This window comes from Paracoccus sp. N5, assembly GCF_000371965.1.
Lineage (GTDB): Bacteria > Pseudomonadota > Alphaproteobacteria > Rhodobacterales > Rhodobacteraceae > Paracoccus.
The window spans coordinates 1,885,084-1,900,318 of record NZ_AQUO01000001.1 but is presented as its reverse complement, the minus strand read 5'-3'; the positions used below and the strand labels follow the sequence as shown (position 1 = coordinate 1,900,318).

The following is a 15,235-nucleotide window of genomic DNA, read 5'->3' as shown; positions in this document are numbered from 1 at the left end:
CCCTTACCAGCGGTAGTGGCTGAACGCCTTGTTGGCGTCGGCCATTTTATGCGTGTCCTCACGCTTCTTCACGGCCGTGCCGCGGCCGTTGACCGCATCGGCCAGCTCGCCGGCCAGACGCTCTTCCATGGTGTGTTCGTTGCGGTTCTTCGCGGCGGTGATCAGCCAGCGGATGGCCAGAGCCTCGCGGCGGGTCGGACGCACTTCGACCGGAACCTGGTAGGTGGCACCGCCGACGCGGCGCGAGCGCACTTCGACCGAAGGCTTCACGTTGTCGAGGGCTTCGTGGAACACCTCGATGGGCTCGCGCTTCAGCTTGCCCTGGACACGGTCCAGCGCCGAATAGACGATGCGCTCGGCGACCGACTTCTTGCCGTCGATCATCAGGTTGTTCATGAATTTGGTCAGCACGCGATCGCCATATTTGGCGTCGGGCAGGACTTCGCGCTTCTCAGCGGCGTGACGACGAGACATATGCGGATCTCCTTACTTCGGACGCTTCGCGCCGTATTTCGAACGGCGTTGACGACGGTCTTTGACGCCCTGGGTATCCAGAACACCGCGCAGGATGTGGTAACGGACACCCGGAAGGTCTTTTACCCGGCCGCCGCGGATCAGCACGACGCTGTGTTCCTGCAGGTTGTGCTTTTCGCCCGGAATATAGGAGATGACCTCGAAACCATTGGTCAGGCGCACCTTGGCGACTTTCCGCATGGCCGAGTTCGGTTTCTTCGGCGTCGTGGTATAGACGCGCGTGCATACGCCCCGCTTCTGCGGGCAGGATTGCAGGTGCTGCGACTTCGAGCGCTGCACCTTGGGCTGCCGCGGTTTGCGGATCAGCTGTTGGATCGTCGGCATTCGGTTCCCCGTCTTGCTTTCGTCAATACTCGCAGCCTGCGGCTGCGCCACTTCTCGACAGCGAATCACGCGAATCGTGAAACGCCACGACCCATCCTGTCCCCGGACTGGGGGCGGGACGGGTAATTTCCAGAGGATCGGGGCAGTTCCGGCCCGGATCGTGACCGATGAAGGTTCTGGCCACCCGGACGGTCTTTTGCCGGGTGTGCGGCGTATATGGGGAATTCCGGGACGAGTCAACAGCGGCCCGGCCCTGGACCCCTGCCCGGTCAGACGCCCCAGCGCGGCCGGTCGGCGCCGGGCAGGCCGAAATCGCGCGCGGCGCGGTCCAGCACGCCCAGGTCGATGCGGAAGCGGTCGGCCAGCAGCCCGGCCCAGTCCCCGGTTTCGGCCTCCCAGGGATAGCCGGCGCCGATCGCGCCCGAGTCGTTGTCATGGTTCAGGAAGCGCACGAACATCGGCTTTCCGGGCAGCATCACCCCGGGCATCGACAGGCCGATCTTCCAATGCGGGAAATGCATCACGCTGCGCTGCGCATCGGGCGGCAGATAGACGGTCAGCGCCGCCACGGCGTTGTAGATCATCCGCGGCTCGACCGAGATGCCATCCTGCGTCGCCTTCAGCACCAGCCCGCGCGAGTAGTCGCAGGACAGCCGCCGCCGGCGTTCCCACAGCGGGCGCAGCGCGGTGAAATCCCGGCGCGCGTCGCGGATGTAGTCGACGGCCACGGCATCGTCGTCATCCTGGCGGAAATGCCCGACCACATCGGCGCCCGGCTCGATATGCGGGGCGACGGCGGCCAGGCAGGCCTCCAGGTGCTTCTCCATCGGCGGGATCAGCGCCAGCCGGGCCTGCGGCATGATCTCGACCAGCTCGCGCAGCCGCGACAGCCAGGGCTCGGGCAGGTCCGGACCGGTCATCAGCACCAGGGTGAAATCCGGGTCGGTCTGGGCCAGCAGCCCGGGCAGCACCAGGTTCTCGAACCAGAACCAGCGCCGCGCCAGCCGTTCGGGGTCGTAGAGGAAGGCGCGCCGCTGCTCCAGCGTCTCATGCGCCACCTGGAATCCCCGGCCGCCGAGATAGGAAAACCGGCACAGGCCCAGCATCTGCACACGCATCACGACATTCCCTTCACTTTCCGCTCGCGCAGGATGGTATAGATCCCCGCCCCGACCACCAACGCCGAGCCGGCCCAGGTCCACAGGTCCGGCCAGTCGCCGAACACCACGAGTCCCAGCATGATGGCCCAGACCAGCGAGGTATAGCGGAACGGCGCGACGACCGAAATCTCACCCACCCGCATGGTCGCGACGGCGGTGATATAGCCCACGGTCAGAAACAGGGCCGAGAGCAGCAGCAGGCCCAGTTCGGCCGCCGAAGGCTGGCGCCAGATCTCGGAGCCGGCCATGGCAAAGCCCGACAGCATCACCGTCGCCGCGGCATAGAAGGCCACGGTCGACGAGCCCACCCCGGCCGAGAAGGTGCGCGTGGCGAGGTCGCGCAGCACGATCAGCAGCATCGCCAGCAAGGCCAGCACCGACCAGATGTCGAAGGCGCCGGTGCCCGGCCGCAGGATCAGCACCACGCCGACAAAACCCACGCCGATGGCCAGCAGCCGCCGCCAGCCCAGCCGCTCGCCGAAACAGAGCGCGGCGGCCAGCGTCACCGCCAGCGGCAGCACCTGCATGATCGCCGACAGGTCGCCCAGGGCCATCTGCTGCAGCGCCATCAGGTAAAGCAGGGTCGAGACGATGTCCGCCGCCGAGCGCAGCACCAAGGGTCCCAGGTCGGCACGCGGCACCCGCAGCCGCAGCCCGCCCTGCATCCGCGCCACCACCAGCATCATCGCCAGCACCATGGCGCCCCGGATCGCCACGGATTCATAAAGCGGCAGGCTGCGGGTCACCGCCTTCATCACCGCATCGTTGCAGGTGAATGCCGCCATGCTGAGCATCATCAGCCCGATGGCACGCAGGTTGTCCGCCGGTCCATGCCGCGGGTCGGGGACAGGCGGGCGCAGGCCGGTGTCCGGCGCGCTGGCAGAGGGCAGGTCGGGGGTCAGCATGGCTCGGGCTGCGCGGCTTGGCGGATGAAGGTCGGGCTACCAGAGCGCCAGCAGCGACCAGCCGAGGCTCAGCTTCAACTGGTCCACCAACTCGACGATCGGAATGAAGCTCAGGAAGACCAGCGCGTCGAACAGGTTGCGGCGCAGCGTGGCCGTGTCGAACCGCGCCGTCCGCCCGGTGCGGAACAGCCGCGGGTCGGGCAGGAAGAACGGCGTGCGCGCGGCATAGGCGTCGTATTCCGCGCCGAAATGCTGCGACAGGAACCCGGCCTCGCGCCGCGCGGTGATCCACAGGATCAGCCCGACCGTGCCGCCGACCAGCAGCGCCAGGCTGACCGCGCCGAACATCAGCCCGATCCCCGTCGCCGCTACGGTCGAGAAGAAATACAGCGGATTGCGGGTCATCGAATAGGGCCCGTCCCGCATCACCCGCCGGTTCTTGGCGCCGCCGACATAGAGGATCGACCAGAACCGGCCGAGCACGCCCACCAGCAGCAGCAGGATGCCCAGGGATTCGATGGCCTCATGTCCGAACCCGTCGAGGCCCAGAACCGGGTTGATCACCAGGATGGCCGGCAGCAAGGCCAGGCCCGACAGCCGCAGGATGTTGATGCGGATCTTCTGATTGACTGCCGCGCGCATCAAGCCACCCTCGCAGAACGCCCGATTACCCTGGCCCCATCGTTATCCCCTCGCCGCGCTTTGCGCAATCGCGACTTGCCGCCCAGGATCAGGCCACCGCGCGCTGAAGCTGAAGGCCCAGGCGCTGCTGGATATAGTCCACGTCGCCGGTGCCGCCGGTCACTTCGAACCCCTCGTTCAGGAGCCGCTTCAGATACATCTTGTTATAGAGGAACATGAAGATCAGGCCCGAGAGGCCGAAGGTGATGAAGGCAATGACCAGCTGGATGACGGCGCCGACCCAGTCGCTGCGCAGCAGCGCCGGGATGAAGCCAAAGAACAGCGTGGTCCAGGAAATCCCGACCGGCGCCTCTCGCATCTGGCCGGTCCGGGGGTTTTTCAGATACAATTTCGCATAGGCCACGATAAACCACCAAATAAGACATAACTCGCCTTCCAATGGCGTCCGGTCCGGATGCTGTCAAGGTGGTTTTCGGTAATATTTTCATTGATTCCGGTTGGTTAACAAAAAGACCCGGCGTTGCTGCCGGGCCTTCTCGATTTCATTGCAAGGGCACGATCACTCGCCAGCCTGCTCCGCCGGGCTGTCCTCCGGCGCGATCAGCGCGGCGGTGGCTTCGGCCTCGGCGCGGCGGGCCTCGATCACCTCGTTGTCGCGCTCGGTCGCGATGCGCTTCACGCGGGCGGTGGCGCCGCCGGTGCCGGCCGGGATCAGCCGGCCGACGATGACGTTCTCCTTGAGGCCCACCAGCTTGTCGCGCTTGCCCTGCACGGCGGCTTCGGTCAGCACCCGCGTGGTTTCCTGGAACGAGGCGGCCGAGATGAAGCTGCGGGTCTGCAGCGACGCCTTGGTGATGCCCAGGAGCACCGGCTCGCCCACGGCCGGACGGCCGCCCTTGGCTTCGATCTTGGCGTTCTCTTCCTCGAATTCCTCGCGGTCGATGTGCTCGCCCTTCAGCAGCGTGGTGTCGCCCGAATCCAGGATCTCGATCTTCTGCAGCATCTGGCGAACGATCACCTCGATGTGCTTGTCGTTGATCTTCACGCCCTGCAGTCGATAAACGTCCTGCACCTCGTCGATGAGATAGTCGGCCAGGGCCTCGATCCCCATGATGCGCAGGATGTCATGCGGCGCCGGGTTGCCGTCCATGATGTAGTCGCCCTTCTGCACGAAGTCGCCTTCCTGCACCGGGATGTGCTTGCCTTTCGGCACCATGTATTCGACCGGAGCCAGCGTGTCGTCGGCAGGCTCGATGGCGATGCGGCGCTTGTTCTTGTAGTCCTTGCCGAAGCGCACATAGCCATCCAGCTCGGCGATGATCGCGTGATCCTTGGGACGACGGGCCTCGAACAGTTCCGCCACGCGGGGCAGACCCCCGGTGATGTCCTTGGTCTTGGCGCCCTCGCGCGGGATCCGCGCCACCACGTCGCCGGCCTTGATCTCCTGCCCGTCCTCGACCGACAGAATCGCGTCGACCGACATCGGATAGGTGACCGGGTTGCCGTTCTCGTTCCGCACCGGCTCGCCATCGGCATCGACGATGATGATCTCGGGCTTCAGCTCGTTGCCTTTCGGGGCCGAGCGCCAGTCCGTCACGATCTTCTGCGTCATGCCGGTCGCGTCGTCGGTCTCGTCGCGGACCGAGATCCCCGACAGCAGGTCGACATATTTCGCGACGCCGGCCTTCTCGGCGATGATCGGCAGGGTATAGGGGTCCCATTCGAACATCTTCTGGCCGCGGGCCACGGCATCGCCGTCGCGCACGAACAGTTTCGAGCCGTAGAACAGCTTGTGGCTGGCCAGGGTCTCGCCGGTGGCCGACCTGATGTGCAGCTGCATGTTGCGGCTCATCACGATCAGCTCGCCATTGGCGTTTTCCAGCGTGCTTTCGTTCTCGAACGCGATCGTGCCTTCCTGCGCCGCGGCGATGAAGGACTGCTGGCCACCCTGGGCGATGCCGCCGATGTGGAAGGTCCGCATCGTCAGCTGCGTGCCCGGCTCGCCGATCGACTGCGCCGCGATGATGCCCACGGCCTCGCCGATGTTCACCAGCGTGCCGCGCGCCAGGTCGCGACCATAGCAGAGCGCGCAGATGCCGTCTTCCGACTCGCAGGTCAGGGCCGAGCGGATGCGGACCGACTGCACGCCGGCCTGCTCGATCTCGTCCGCCTTGCGCTCGTCGATCAGCTCGTTCTTGCGAACGATCACGACATCCTCGCCCGGCACCAGCACGTCATCGGCCGCGACACGGCCCAGGACGCGCTCGCTCAGCGGGCTGACCACCTCGCCGTCGTTGACCGCCGCCGAGGCGGTGATCGCACGGTCGGTGCCGCAGTCATGCTCGCGGATGATGCAGTCCTGCGCCACGTCCACCAGACGGCGGGTCAGATAACCCGAGTTCGCCGTCTTCAACGCGGTGTCCGACAGGCCCTTCCGGGCACCGTGGGTCGAGTTGAAGTATTCAAGAACGGTCAGGCCTTCCTTGAAGTTCGAGATGATCGGCGTCTCGATGATCTCGCCGTTCGGCTTGGCCATCAGGCCGCGCATGCCGCCCAGCTGCTTCATCTGGCTGACCGAGCCCCGGGCGCCCGAGTGCGCCATCATGTAGACCGAGTTCGGCTCAAGCTCCGCGCCCTTCTCGTCCTTCTTGGTGGCCGAGATGGTCTTCATCATCGCGTCGGTGACCTTGTCGTTGCACTTCGACCAGGCGTCCACGACCTTGTTGTACTTCTCGCCCTGGGTGATCAGACCGTCGAGATATTGCTGCTCGAAGGACTTCACCTGGTCCTGGGTTTCCTCGACCAGTTCCCATTTCGTCGGCGGCACCACCATGTCGTCCTTGCCGAACGAGATGCCGGCGCGGAAGGCCTCGCGGAAGCCCAGGCCCATGATCTGGTCGCAGAAGATCACCGACTCTTTCTGACCGCAGTAGCGATAGACGGTGTCGATGACGTTCTGGATGTCCTTCTTGCGCAGCAGGCGGTTCACCAGCTCGAAGGGCGCCTTGGCGTTCTTCGGCAAGAGCGCGCCCAGGCGCAGACGGCCCGGCGTGGTCTCGAAACGCTTGATGACCTCGTTGCCGTTCTCGTCGATCTGCGGCAGGCGGGCGGTGATCTTGGCGTGCAGATGCACGGAACCCGAGGCCAGGGCGTGCTCGACCTCCTCCAGGTTCGCGAAGGCCATGCCTTCGCCCTTCATGCCCTCGCGCTCCATGGTCGTGTAGTAGAGACCCAGAACCATGTCCTGCGACGGCACGATGATCGGCGCGCCGTTGGCGGGCGACAGCACGTTGTTCGTGGACATCATCAGCACGCGCGCTTCCAGCTGCGCCTCAAGCGACAGCGGGACGTGAACGGCCATCTGGTCGCCGTCGAAGTCGGCGTTGAAGGCCGAGCAGACCAGCGGGTGCAGCTGGATCGCCTTGCCCTCGATCAGGATCGGCTCGAAGGCCTGAATGCCCAGGCGGTGCAGCGTCGGCGCGCGGTTCAGCAGCACCGGATGCTCGCGGATCACCTCGTCCAGGATGTCCCAGACTTCGGGACGTTCCTTCTCGACCAGCTTCTTGGCCTGCTTGACGGTGGAGGACAGCCCCTTCGCCTCGAGCCGCGAATAGATGAACGGCTTGAACAGCTCGAGCGCCATCTTCTTCGGCAAGCCGCATTGATGCAGCTTCAGCTCCGGCCCGGTCACGATCACCGAACGGCCCGAGAAGTCGACCCGTTTCCCCAGAAGGTTCTGGCGGAAGCGGCCCTGCTTGCCCTTCAGCATGTCCGAGAGCGATTTCAGCGGACGCTTGTTGTTGCCGGTGATGACGCGGCCGCGGCGGCCGTTGTCGAACAGCGCATCGACCGACTCTTGCAGCATCCGCTTTTCGTTGCGCACGATGATGTCGGGCGCGCGCAGCTCGATCAGCCGCTTCAGGCGGTTGTTGCGGTTGATGACCCGGCGATACAGGTCGTTCAGGTCCGAGGTCGCAAAGCGACCGCCGTCCAGCGGCACCAGCGGGCGCAGTTCCGGCGGGATGACCGGAATCACCGTCAGCACCATCCACTCGGGCCGGTTGCCCGACTCGAGGAACGATTCGACGATCTTCAGACGCTTGATGATCTTCTTCGGCTTCAGCTCGCCGGTCGCCTCCTTCAGCTCCTCGCGCAGCTGCTCGGCGGTGGCGGCCAGGTCGATGTTCGCCAGCATCTCGCGGATCGCCTCGGCGCCGATATTGGCGGTGAAGGCGTCGGCGCCATACTGGTCCTGCGCGTCGAGGAATTCCTCTTCGGTCAGCAGCTGGCCATAGCTCAGGTCGGTCAGACCCGGCTCGATGACGACATAGTTCTCGAAATAGAGGATGCGCTCAAGGTCGCGCAGCGTCATGTCCAGCATCAGGCCGATGCGCGAGGGCAGCGACTTGAGGAACCAGATATGTGCGACCGGGGCGGCCAGCTCGATATGGCCCATGCGCTCGCGCCGGACCTTTTGCAGCGTCACCTCGACGCCGCATTTCTCGCAGACCAGGCCGCGATATTTCATGCGCTTGTATTTGCCGCAGAGGCATTCGTAATCCTTGATCGGGCCAAAGATACGCGCGCAGAACAGACCGTCACGCTCGGGCTTGAACGTGCGGTAGTTGATGGTCTCGGGCTTCTTTACCTCGCCATAGGACCAGGCGAGAATTTCCTCGGGCGAGGCCAGCGAGATCTTGATTTCGTCGAACTGCCGCGGCGCAGCCAGCGGGTTCAGCGGATTGGTGGCAAGTTCCTGGTTCATTTTCAAATCCTAATGAGGGGCGCGGGGGAACGAGCGGCACGGCCGCAGGGTGCGCTGAAGCGCACCCCGGGGACCGATGCTCACTCGTCCTTCTCCGCATCCAGGAGTTCCATGTTGAGGCCCAGACCCCGGACCTCCTTGACCAGGACGTTGAACGATTCCGGCACGCCGGCCTCGAAATTGTCCTCGCCCTTGACGATGCTCTCATAGACCTTGGTCCGGCCGGCTACGTCGTCCGACTTGACCGTCAGCATCTCTTGCAGGGTATAGGCGGCGCCATAGGCTTCCAGCGCCCAGACCTCCATCTCACCCAGACGCTGACCGCCGAACTGCGCCTTGCCGCCCAGCGGCTGCTGAGTCACCAGCGAGTACGGGCCGGTCGAACGGGCGTGCATCTTGTCGTCGACAAGGTGGTGCAGCTTCAGGACGTATTTCATCCCGACGGTGACCTTGCGGGCGAACTGCTCGCCGGTGCGGCCGTCGAACACCACGGACTGACCCGAGGTGTCGAAACCGGCCCGCCGCAGCGCGTCGTTCACATCCGCTTCCTTGGCGCCGTCAAAGACCGGCGTCGCGATCGGAACGCCGCCGCGCACGGCGTTGGCATGCTCGACCAGCGTCTCGTCGTCCAGGCCCTCGAAGGTCTCGGCATAGAATTCGTCGCCATAGCCGATCTTCATCGCCTCGCGCACCGGGGCCAGATCGCCGTTGCGGCGATAGTCCTGCAGCGCCTCGTCGATCTTGATGCCCAGGCCGCGCGATGCCCAGCCCATGTGCGTCTCGAGGATCTGGCCGACGTTCATCCGCGACGGCACGCCCAGCGGGTTCAGCACCAGGTCGACCGGGGTGCCGTCGGCCAGGAAGGGCATGTCCTCGATGGGAACCACTTTGGACACCACGCCCTTGTTGCCGTGACGACCGGCCATCTTGTCGCCCGCCTGCAGCTTGCGCTTCACGGCGACGAAGACCTTGACCATCTTCATCACGCCCGGAGGCAGGTCGTCGCCCTGGCGCACCTTTTCGACCTTGTCGTCGAAACGGTTGTCCAGCGCGCGCTTCAGGCTGTCGAACTGCTGGTTCAGCGCCTCGACTTCCTTGGCCGTCTCCTCGTCGGCGACGGCAAGCTGCCACCACTGGCCACGGCTCAGCTGGCCCAGCACGTCCTCATCGACCAGGACGCCGGCGCGGACGCCTTTCGGCCCCTTGACGACTTCCTTGCCCATGATCAGCGATTTCAGGCGCGCATAGATATTGCGCTCCAGAATCGCCAGCTCGTCGTCGCGGTCGCGCGACAGGCGCTCGACTTCCTCGCGCTCGATCTGCAAGGCACGCTCGTCCTTGTCGACGCCGTGACGGTTGAACACCCGGACCTCGACGATGGTGCCATAGGCGCCCGGCGGCAGGCGCAGCGAGGTGTCGCGCACGTCGCTGGCCTTTTCGCCGAAGATGGCGCGCAGCAGCTTTTCTTCCGGCGTCATCGGCGATTCACCCTTCGGGGTGATCTTGCCGACCAGGATATCGCCCGGACCGACCTCGGCGCCGATATAGACGATGCCAGCCTCGTCGAGGTTGCGCAGCGCCTCTTCCCCGACGTTCGGGATGTCGCGGGTGATCTCCTCCGGGCCCAGCTTGGTGTCGCGGGCCGCCACCTCGTATTCGTCGATATGGATCGAGGTGAACACGTCGTCGCGGTGGATCCGCTCCGAGATCAGGATCGAGTCCTCGTAGTTGTAGCCGTTCCAGGGCATGAAGGCCACGACCACGTTGCGGCCGATCGCCAGTTCGCCCTGGTCGGTCGAGGGACCGTCGGCCACGACCTGGCCCTTGACCACGCGGTCGCCCACCTTGACCAGCGGACGCTGGTTGATGGTCGAGGACTGGTTCGAACGCTTGAACTTGCGCAGACGATAGATGTCCACGCCGGCGTCGCCCGCGCCCAGGTCCTCGGTCGCGCGGATAACGATCCGCTGCGCATCGACCTGGTCGATGATGCCGCCGCGGCGGGCCATGATGGCCGCCCCGGAATCGCGCGCCACGGTCGCTTCCATGCCGGTGCCGACGAAGGGCGCCTCGGCCCGCAGCAGCGGAACCGCCTGACGCTGCATGTTCGAGCCCATCAGCGCGCGGTTGGCGTCGTCGTTTTCCAGGAAGGGGATCAGCGCCGCCGCGACCGAAACCAGCTGTTTCGGCGACACGTCGATCAGGTCCACCGCCTCGACCGGGTTCAGCATGAAGTCGCCGGCCTGGCGGGTCGAGACCAGCTCGTCCACGAACTTGCCGCCCTCGTCCAGCGTGGCGTTGGCCTGGGCGATGGTGTGGCGCATCTCCTCGGTCGCGGACATATAGACCACGTCATCGGTGACCTTGCCCTCGATCACGCGGCGATACGGCGTCTCGATGAAACCGTATTTGTTCACGCGGGCAAAGGTGGCGAGGCTGTTGATCAGGCCGATGTTCTGGCCTTCCGGCGTCTCGATCGGGCACATCCGGCCGTAATGGGTCGGGTGCACGTCGCGCACCTCGAAGCCGGCACGCTCGCGGGTCAGACCGCCCGGGCCAAGCGCCGAAAGACGACGCTTGTGCGTCACCTCGGACAGCGGGTTGGTCTGGTCCATGAACTGCGACAGCTGCGAGCTGCCGAAGAACTCGCGCACCGCGGCCGCCGCGGGCTTGGCATTGATCAGGTCCTGCGGCATCACGGTGTCGATCTCGACGCCCGACATGCGCTCGCGGATCGCGCGCTCCATGCGCAAGAGGCCGATGCGATACTGGTTCTCCATCAGCTCGCCGACCGAGCGCACCCGGCGGTTGCCGAGGTGGTCGATGTCGTCGATCTCGCCCTTGCCGTCGCGCAGCTCCACCAGCCCGCGAATGCAGGCGATGATGTCTTCGTGGCGCAGGGTGCGCTGGGTGTCCGGCGCATCCAGGTCCAGGCGCATGTTCATCTTGACCCGGCCCACGGCCGAGAGGTCGTAGCGCTCGCTGTCGAAGAACAGGCTGTTGAACAGGGTCGAGGCGGCCTCAACGGTCGGCGGCTCGCCCGGGCGCATGACGCGATAGATGTCCATCAGCGCGCCTTCGCGGCCCAGGTTCTTGTCGGCCGCCATGGTGTTACGGATATAGGGGCCGACGTTGACGTGGTCGATGTCCAGGACCGGGATATCCTCGATACCGTTGTCCAGCAGCACCTTCAGCAAGCCGCCCGAGATCTCGCCGTCGCGGTCGTATTCGACGGTGATCTCGTCGCCGGCCTCGGCATAGATCAGGCCGGTCTGCTCGTTGATGATGTCTTTCGCCACGAAGCGGCCGATGATCTTGTCGAAGGGCAGCAGCAGGTTGATGTCGCCCTTTTCCGCCAGCTGCTTGACCAGGCGCGGCGTCACCTTGTCGCCGGCCTTGGTGATGACTTCGCCGGTCTCGGCGTTCACCAGGTCATAGGACGGACGGGTGCCGCGCACGCGCTCGGGGAAGAAGCGGGTGATCCAGCCCGATTCCTGGCCCTTGACGGCGCGCTGCAGCTTGTAATCCACGGTGTCGTAGAAGGCATCCATGATGCCTTCCTGATCCATGCCGAGCGCATAGAGCAGCGTCGTCACCGGCAGTTTCCGGCGACGGTCGATGCGCGCGAACACCAGGTCCTTGGCGTCGAATTCGAAGTCGAGCCAGGAACCGCGATAGGGGATGATGCGGCAGGCGAACAGCAGCTTGCCCGAGCTGTGGGTCTTGCCGCGGTCATGGTCGAAGAACACGCCGGGCGAGCGGTGCATCTGCGACACGACGACGCGCTCGGTGCCGTTCACGATGAAGGTGCCGTTCTGCGTCATCAGGGGCATGTCGCCCATGTAGACGTCCTGCTCCTTGATGTCCTTGACCGACTTGGCGCCGGTGGCCTCGTCGACATCGAACACGATCAGGCGCAGCGTCACCTTCAGCGGCGCGGCATAGGTCATGTCGCGGCTCTGGCACTCGTCCACGTCGTATTTCGGCTTCTCGAGCTCGTATTTCACGAACTCCAGCGTCGCGGTCTCGTTGAAGTCCTTGATCGGGAACACCGACTGGAACACGCCCTGGATGCCCTCGCCGTCCTGGTGGCCCTCGGCCTCGCCCGACCGCAGGAACAGGTCATAGGAGGATTTCTGAACCTCGATCAGGTTCGGCATCTCCAGAACTTCGCGGATATTGCCATAGTAACGCCGGATGCGTTTCTGGCCGACATAAGCTTGCGCCATAGAGGGTCTTACCTTTCGTCTTTCGCTTGCGGCGGTCGTCGGGGCCCGACCGGCGCGAGGCGGCGAATGAGGGGCGGGGTCCAATTCGTGCCGCGCGTCCCACCGCGCCGCTCCCGAACCCCGAACATGCCCTGAAGGAAGGTCTGGTCATGGCCTGCGGCCGAAAACCGTCCTTCAAGACAGGTTCGGCAGGGACCGGGGGAACCCCCGGACCCTGCCCTTTTCTTCCGAAATCAATCGGCGCGCACCATCCGGTGCAGGCCCGATTACTTCAGCTCGACCTTGGCGCCAGCCGCTTCGAGCTTTTTCTTCATTTCTTCGGCGTCGGCTTTCGAAGCGCCTTCTTTCACCTTGCCGCCGGCTTCGACCAGGTCCTTGGCTTCTTTCAGGCCCAGACCGGTGATGCCGCGCACTTCCTTGATCACGTTGATCTTGTTCGCGCCGGCGTCGACCAGGACGACGTCGAATTCGGTTTTCTCTTCGGCGGCTTCAGCCGGGCCAGCGGCCGGGCCGGCAACCATGACGGCGCCACCGGCGGCCGGCTCGATGCCGTATTCGTCTTTCAGGATGGTCTTCAGTTCCTGGGCTTCCAGCAGGGTCAGGCCCACGATTTCTTCGGCGAGTTTTTTCAGGTCAGCCATTTTTCCGTTCTTTCCATTAAGTGTTCCAACGTCGGGGTTTCAACCCCACGACGGGACGGGGATTGCCTCAGGCGGCCTCGCGCTCTTCCAGAGTCGAGAGGATGCCCGCGATGTTGGAAGCAGGTGCGCCGATCGCGCCCGCGATGTTCGCAGCAGGGGCACCGATGCAGGACACGATCGAAGCGATAAGCTCCTCGCGCGACGGCATCTGGGCCACGGCTTTCACACCGGCCGGGTCAAGCGCCGTGTCGCCCATCGCACCGCCCAGGATCACGAACTTGTCGTTCCCCTTGGCGTATTTGTCCGCGACCTTGGCAGCAGCCACGGGGTCGTCGGAAAAGGCGAGCACGGTCATGCCCGTCAGATAGTCGGCGATGCTGGCGCAAGGCTTTCCATCTAGGGCGATCTTGGCGAGCCTGTTCTTGGCAACGCGGACGGACCCGCCAGCTTCGCGCATCTGCGCGCGCAGGTCCTGCATTTCGGCAACCGTCATCCCCTCGTAGCGGGCAACCACCACGACGCCAGAGGCTTCAAAGATCTGGCCGAGTTCCTCGACCACCGCTTCTTTTTGCGCTCTATCCACGGTTTCACTCCAAGTTGGGGGTTTCCCCCCGGCTCTCACTTTCCAGCCGCCCGAACAGCGACCGGATGGGTCCGTGACGGTCCCAAGATCCCCCGAAGAAACCTTCGGAAAATGGTCTTGATCCCATCTCAGGAAGGATGATTAAGCGGGGCAAGCCCCGCACCCTCCGTCTCGGACAGGACGGGGCATCGCTGCCCCGCCATCCGCCGGCCCCCGTTGAAAGGACGCCGGCGGAATTCTTGCCGCTTACTGCGAAGCGGTCGAAGCCAGGTCCAGCGACACGCCCGGACCCATGGTCGAGCTGATCGAGACCTTCTTCACATAGGTGCCTTTCGCGCCCGAGGGCTTCGCGCGGTTCACCGCATCGACGAAGGCGCGGATGTTCTCGGCCAGCTTGGCGGCGTCGAACGAGGCCTTGCCGACGCCGGCGTGGACCACGCCCGCCTTCTCGGCCTTGAACTGGACCTCACCGCCCTTGGCCGCTTCCACGGCCGCTTTCACGTCCATGGTCACGGTGCCGACCTTGGGGTTCGGCATCAGGTTGCGCGGGCCCAGGATCTTGCCCAGACGGCCGACCAGCGGCATCATGTCCGGGGTGGCGATGCAGCGATCGAATTCGATCTTGCCCGACTGGATGGTCTCCAGCAGGTCTTCCGCACCGACGATCTCGGCGCCGGCGGCCTTGGCTTCGTCGGCCTTGGGGCCACGGGCGAAGACGGCGACGCGGACATGCTTGCCGGTGCCGTTGGGCAGGGTCACGACGCCGCGGACCATCTGGTCGGCGTGGCGCGGATCGACGCCCAGGTTCATCGCGATCTCGACGGTCTCGTCGAATTTCGCCTTGGTGTTGGCTTTCACCAGCGCAACGGCGTCTTCCACCGTCAGGTTGGCTTTGCCTTCGAAGGCGGCGCGGGCGGCGGCTTTGTTCTTGGAAATCTTAGCCATGATCTTCAGCCTTTCACCTCGATGCCGATGGAACGCGCCGAGCCGAGGATGATCTGCATCGCGGCTTCGACGTCGTTCGCGGACAGGTCCTTCATCTTGGCTTCGGCGATCTCGCGCACCTGCTTGGCGGTCACGGTGCCGGCGGTCGCACGACCGGGCTTTTCCGAACCCTTGGCGCGGTTGCGCTTGCCGACCGGCTTCAGGCCGGCGGCCTTTTTCAGCAGGAAGGACGCGGGCGGCGTCTTGGTCTCGAAGGTGAACGACTTGTCGGCGTAATAGGTGATCACGACCGGAACGGGCGAGCCCTGTTCCATTTCCTGCGTGCGGGCATTGAACGCCTTGCAGAATTCCATGATGTTGATGCCGCGCTGACCCAGGGCCGGGCCGACGGGCGGGGACGGGTTGGCCTGACCGGCCTTGATTTGCAGCTTCAGGCTGCCGACGACTTTCTTGGCCATCTGGCCCTCTCCTTATCATCACGCCCCGAACGGGGCCGACTTAGCGGTG

12 protein-coding genes are annotated in these 15,235 nt (G+C 64.9%); all 12 read right to left on the bottom strand.

All coding sequences use genetic code 11. The features are described 5' to 3' along the window. Positions 1 to 3: 3 nt before the first annotated feature. The 12 genes from rpsG to rplK all read right to left on the bottom strand — a co-directional run bounded on the left by rpsG (position 4) and on the right by rplK (position 15,186). Complete coding sequence (gene rpsG / locus PARN5_RS0109560) at positions 4 to 474, bottom strand: 30S ribosomal protein S7 (RefSeq protein WP_017999551.1); 471 nt, start codon at positions 472 to 474, stop codon at positions 4 to 6. A gap of 12 nt (positions 475 to 486) precedes the next feature. Next, on the bottom strand, positions 487 to 858 hold the full coding sequence (gene rpsL, locus PARN5_RS0109555) for a 30S ribosomal protein S12 (RefSeq protein ID WP_010399029.1): 372 nt from the start codon (positions 856 to 858) through the stop codon (positions 487 to 489). A 269-nt stretch (positions 859 to 1,127) separates the two neighbouring features. Continuing rightward, entirely contained in the window at positions 1,128 to 1,976 is an 849-nt protein-coding gene (locus PARN5_RS21895; protein ID WP_017999550.1) for a putative rhamnosyl transferase, read from the bottom strand. After that, positions 1,976 to 2,923 carry a DMT family transporter gene (locus tag PARN5_RS0109545; RefSeq protein ID WP_017999549.1) on the bottom strand — a complete coding sequence of 316 codons (948 nt, stop codon included), beginning with the start codon at positions 2,921 to 2,923 and terminating at the stop codon, positions 1,976 to 1,978. Before PARN5_RS0109545 ends, PARN5_RS21895 begins: the two co-directional genes overlap by 1 nt. A 36-nt stretch (positions 2,924 to 2,959) precedes the next feature. Beyond that, positions 2,960 to 3,565: an isoprenylcysteine carboxylmethyltransferase family protein gene (locus PARN5_RS0109540; protein WP_017999548.1), complete on the bottom strand. Its 606-nt coding sequence runs from the start codon at positions 3,563 to 3,565 to the stop codon at positions 2,960 to 2,962. Between the two features lie 88 nt (positions 3,566 to 3,653). Further along, positions 3,654 to 3,923, bottom strand: a complete 270-nt coding sequence (locus tag PARN5_RS0109535; RefSeq protein WP_198289579.1) for a hypothetical protein — start codon at positions 3,921 to 3,923, stop codon at positions 3,654 to 3,656. Between the two features lie 201 nt (positions 3,924 to 4,124). Continuing rightward, a complete protein-coding gene (gene rpoC / locus PARN5_RS0109530; protein ID WP_017999546.1) occupies positions 4,125 to 8,330 on the bottom strand; it encodes a DNA-directed RNA polymerase subunit beta' in 4,206 nt (1,401 codons plus the stop codon). A gap of 80 nt (positions 8,331 to 8,410) precedes the next feature. Beyond that, on the bottom strand, positions 8,411 to 12,559 hold the full coding sequence (gene rpoB / locus PARN5_RS0109525) for a DNA-directed RNA polymerase subunit beta (RefSeq protein ID WP_017999545.1): 4,149 nt from the start codon (positions 12,557 to 12,559) through the stop codon (positions 8,411 to 8,413). A 266-nt stretch (positions 12,560 to 12,825) separates the two neighbouring features. Then, complete coding sequence (gene rplL, locus PARN5_RS0109520; RefSeq protein WP_017999544.1) at positions 12,826 to 13,200, bottom strand: 50S ribosomal protein L7/L12; 375 nt, start codon at positions 13,198 to 13,200, stop codon at positions 12,826 to 12,828. A 67-nt stretch (positions 13,201 to 13,267) separates the two neighbouring features. Beyond that, complete coding sequence (gene rplJ / locus PARN5_RS0109515) at positions 13,268 to 13,783, bottom strand: 50S ribosomal protein L10 (RefSeq protein ID WP_026155310.1); 516 nt, start codon at positions 13,781 to 13,783, stop codon at positions 13,268 to 13,270. 246 nt (positions 13,784 to 14,029) lie between these two features. Next, on the bottom strand, positions 14,030 to 14,728 hold the full coding sequence (gene rplA, locus PARN5_RS0109510) for a 50S ribosomal protein L1 (protein ID WP_017999542.1): 699 nt from the start codon (positions 14,726 to 14,728) through the stop codon (positions 14,030 to 14,032). Positions 14,729 to 14,733: 5 nt separating this feature from the next. Beyond that, positions 14,734 to 15,186, bottom strand: coding sequence for a 50S ribosomal protein L11 (rplK, locus tag PARN5_RS0109505; protein WP_017999541.1), 453 nt, complete (start codon positions 15,184 to 15,186; stop codon positions 14,734 to 14,736). Positions 15,187 to 15,235 lie beyond the last annotated feature (49 nt).